This is a genomic window from Clostridium sp. MCC353, from assembly GCF_018785315.1.
GTDB lineage: Bacteria > Bacillota > Clostridia > Lachnospirales > Lachnospiraceae > CHH4-2.
This window is the reverse complement of the sequence record NZ_WQPN01000125.1, coordinates 1-1,438: the sequence shown is the minus strand read 5'-3', so window position 1 is coordinate 1,438 and position 1,438 is coordinate 1. Positions and strand designations below refer to the sequence as shown.

Annotated in this window: 2 protein-coding genes; both read left to right on the top strand. The window is 42.6% G+C overall.

Annotated features, from left to right (window positions below):
• The coding region (locus GPL15_RS19945) for a hypothetical protein (protein ID WP_215700428.1) at positions 1–192 on the top strand (192 nt) is incomplete at its 5' end.
• A gap of 607 nt (positions 193–799) precedes the next feature.
• Positions 800–1,357, top strand: a complete 558-nt coding sequence (locus GPL15_RS19940; RefSeq protein ID WP_215700427.1) for a hypothetical protein — start codon at positions 800–802, stop codon at positions 1,355–1,357.
• The last annotated feature ends 81 nt before the right edge of the window (positions 1,358–1,438 follow it).

Sequence of the window (1,438 nt, the reverse complement as noted above, 5' to 3'; positions counted from 1 at the left end):
AAGCGGGACGAGGCGGCGGAGGCCGGGCTGGGGGATTGGAAGGGGCCGGGCTGGCTGGAATCCAACGGCGCCGGAAGGCGGCTTCCAACCGTAAGTGAAACTAAGGCCGCAGGAATGGAAAACGACGGTCCGATGCCCATTCACGGTGAACTCTTTATGGACTTCACCGTTCAGGGGCATCTCAGAAACTGATTTGGTTTTCAGTTTCTGCCCGTCGTTTTCCATCCCCGCGGCCTAAGTTTCACTAGACGGTTTCCAGACGCCTTCCGGCGCCGTTGGATTCCAGCCAGCCCGGCCCCTTCCAATCCCCCAGCCCGGCCTCCGCCGCCTCGTCCCGCTTTCCTGCTGGTTTTCTCGGCTCAGTATAAAAAATAGTAAATATTCGGCGATGATAAAATCCTTCTTCCAGCAGGAAAAGCCTATAAAATCAACATTTATGCTGTGTGCAGTATAATTCCGTAAAGGGTAAAATGGTGCCCATGCAAACAAACAGGGTTATGAAGTGCAGAATGAAGTAATGAAACGAAATGAGTAGTTTGACATTTTATACGCTAATATTAGAATGAAAAAAACAGAAAAGCTAGTTATGCGTTTGTGCGCTTTAGGCGGATAAGCCGCACTCGACACATCGGAAGTCAGAGGGGAGATGCTTATGAAGGAGTTTCAGTGGCCTTATCGTTCTCATGATAAGGAAATATTTCTTTCAAAGATTATCCTTGTAGAAAGCTATTATTCCAGTTTGCGGAGAAAATGAACTAAAGGTAAAATCGGAATTGATAATTGGGAATAAGGTGACAGAATGAAAGAACTTAACGAAGATAAGATATACACAACTCTTGCTCAAAAGTATGATGAACTTCTTCTTGACTATGTTCTGTTATCTTTTGACGAGGAGTATTGTGGTATAGAATCACATAAAAAAGCTGTTATCGAATCTATTTCTATACTCAATGCAAGGGAAAGAGTTGGTAATAATATGAATCACCCTCAATTCTTTGTGAATGAAGAAAGAATGTACTGTATGAAATATAGTGCGGAAAATTTCTTCTGTGATAGTAACAGTAGTTGGGAAATATCAGGAAATGGCAGAATCCGCAAAACTCCCTCTCACATGACATACTGGTGGGCTTTTTCCGAACCACCGAATGGTATTTCATATTCCCAGGAAGACTTTCACAAAATCAATCATTCTCTTTTTCCGGTTCAATTTAGAAAAGATTTGGAAATTTACAGTTGGAATGATGATTTCTCAAATTATTTTGACGATGGTAAGGAGTGGTGGGGCACTGCTTTTTGGAGCATTTATGATAAATGGATGAAGCGTTTTATAATTATTGGAGCTTCATTGACTGATTGACAAATTGGGATTTAAGTGAGTAAGTTACTTTAATTGTGAATGTTACGCAGGAAAGCGGGACGAGGGAGCAGAGGCGGGATT

Coding starts and splice junctions, on each gene's coding strand:
- GPL15_RS19940 (WP_215700427.1), top strand. CDS start 800: ATGAAAGAACTTAACGAAGATAAGATATACACAACTCTTGCTCAAAAG.